2 protein-coding genes and 2 pseudogenes are annotated in these 2248 nt (G+C 67.7%); 2 read left to right on the forward strand and 2 right to left on the reverse strand.

The window, feature by feature from the left end:
- Window positions 1-61: 61 nt before the first annotated feature.
- A pseudogene (locus ACI2LP_RS34275) lies at window positions 62-273 on the forward strand (SPFH domain-containing protein); the annotation flags it as partial.
- A gap of 259 nt (window positions 274-532) precedes the next feature.
- Here the strand turns inward: ACI2LP_RS34275 and ACI2LP_RS34280 are convergent.
- Window positions 533-1228, reverse strand: coding sequence for an ester cyclase (locus ACI2LP_RS34280; RefSeq protein WP_404728448.1), 696 nt, complete (start codon window positions 1226-1228; stop codon window positions 533-535).
- 126 nt (window positions 1229-1354) lie between these two features.
- Between ACI2LP_RS34280 and ACI2LP_RS34285 the strand changes: the two are divergent.
- Window positions 1355-1748: pseudogene (locus tag ACI2LP_RS34285) on the forward strand (DNA polymerase III subunit alpha); the annotation flags it as partial.
- A gap of 81 nt (window positions 1749-1829) precedes the next feature.
- On the opposite strand, the gene ACI2LP_RS34290 reads toward ACI2LP_RS34285, so the two are convergent.
- Window positions 1830-2248 (reverse strand): alpha/beta fold hydrolase (locus ACI2LP_RS34290; RefSeq protein WP_404728449.1); only part of this gene is annotated, 419 nt, incomplete at its 5' end.

Here is a 2248-nt window from a genome sequence, read left to right on the forward strand (position 1 = left end):
GTGAGAGGTACCTCGTCACGGGGCCGGAAGGGCGGGCCAGGGATGGCCTGCGCCGGGATCACGGGCGGTACGCATCGTGCCCCGAGCACGCGCTCGCAATGACGAACGACTCGGCCGCTACCGCCGCACACTGCAACCCGGCCTCAACGTCGTCATCCGTTACATCGACCGCGTCCATCCAGTGATCGACCTGCGGGAACAGGTCGTATCCTTCAAACCGCAAGCGGTCATCACTGAGGACAACTGGTCGTCGAGATCGACACCGTCTTGTACTAGCCGATCGCGCCCGGCCACGGCCGAGCATCTGGCCTGCCTTCCCGGCATCCAGGTGCGAGGACGTGGATCGTGTGCACCGCCGCGCCCTTGACGCGGGCGATCAGCTTCGGCGACGACCAGCGCAGCTTCGTGCCGTAGGCAGGTGCGTCGGGGACCACGTCCTCACCGCAACGACGGCAGGACCCATCGTCACCCCGGCCGCAGTTGACGACCACCGGACCTGCGGTTTTCCTCTGGGCTAGTCCCGTGAAGTCGATCAGACGTCGATCGCACCGAGCTGCTGCAGCAGGCCGAGGTCGTCGAAGTTCCACCAGCTCTCAGCAAGCTTGCCGCCCTCGCAGCGGAAGGTGGCGTGGCCGGTCCCTGAGACCTCTCGGCCGGTGGCCTCCATGCCCTGGAACGCGCCCACGTGACGCCCCTTGAAGGACAGCCGTGCGCACACCATGTCACCCTCGGCCATCAAGCCCTCGATGGTGGCCACCGGTTCAAATGCTTCGAGGATCTCCCGGTTCTCGACCTTGGCCTGCGCGAGCCCCATGTCGTACGACGACAGGGACGGGTCGTGCTCCCGGTAGTCGGCGGTGCACATCGCGTCCACTGCGTCGAGGTTCCTCGCGTTGACCACGTCCTCGAAGAAGCTACGGACCACAATCTTGTTCAACTGCTCGTCCCGCATGACGTCGAGGTCCGTGAACGACGGCTCCCCGTCGCACAGGGCCACCATCTCCTGGAAGATCCGGTCGGTCTCCGGCAGGTGTGAATTCTTCATCGCCTCCTCGTACGAGGGGAACTCCACGATTTCCACGACGTGCGTGGCGTCGGCGCGGTCCCGCCCCACGATCGAATGCGTAGCCGTCCGCTTGCCCTGAGTCGCCTCGACCCATGTGTCCATCAACCTGTTCAACTCATCAGCCCTGCTCGTCTTGCAGTCGATGACCTGCACGAACGTCATGACGCCTCCCACTGGTCGGAGAGCTTCGGGCCCCTTCAGGTTATGCCCGGTTCGGGACGTATGCCCTGTTGGTCCACTGCCAGGACGTGGCGTGCGGTCGCCTCGTTTCCTCGGCATCGACGTGTCGGATCCGGCATGGTCGACCTGGCCTTCTTCGAAGACAGCCACGACGCCCGCGCCCACACCATCTTCCACAGCGGGCTGCTCCTGGTCCGCGGCACCATCCAGCGCCGCGGCGGCCGCAACACCGTCACCGGATCCATGGTCTGGGACCTCGACAAACCCGCCGCCGCCCGCCGCCCGCCGCGACCACGGCCCCGAAGCCGTACACCGCCTCCTCGGCCCCGACGCCACCCCCCACCCCAGCGCCACCCGCGGCCAGAAGCGACGTTCCGCAACCATCCCGCAGGAGACCGGAGCCGAACTGCACCCCTGGGCCGACCTGCAGCGCATCCGCCGTGGTCGTGTGAGAAGCCGTGCTTACCGGTCAAGGGGCATGACTGATCGAACTGGTTACTGACCGGGTGGTCTTCGGTGGGTGCGGCATGAAGCCAGGGCCTCCGTCGCCGTTGTCGCGATCGGGCTCTGGCTGCGCTCGTGGTCAGCCGGGCAGAACCGGTCGTCTGATGAACTCTCCTATTTCCGCGTTGAGTTCGACCGTCGCCTGGTGCTGCAGTCCGTGGTGGCCAACGCTGGGCAGGACCGTGATCTCGGCATGGGGCAGCAGCGCCGCGCCCACCTCCGCCACCCGGCTGGTGTCGTGTGCTCGGCTGCGGCCGGCGAGCAGGATCAGTACGGGTGTCCGGAGCGCGTGCAGGGCGGCCGCACCCGGGCGCGGCCCGATGACCGGGCGGGCCTTCTTGAAGCTGGCCGCTGGTTCCTGCAGCCGCAGCCAGGCCGGGTCGAGCGGTGCGCCGCGGCTCTCCCAGCGCAGGAACGAGCGGACGCGCGCGGGGCTCGGCGCAAGCAGCACCGGCAGTGCCCGCAGCAGGTATCCGGGCCGGTATCCGGCGAAGCAGC

It is taken from the genome of Streptomyces sp. NPDC019890 (assembly GCF_044903445.1).
Taxonomy (GTDB): domain Bacteria; phylum Actinomycetota; class Actinomycetes; order Streptomycetales; family Streptomycetaceae; genus Streptomyces.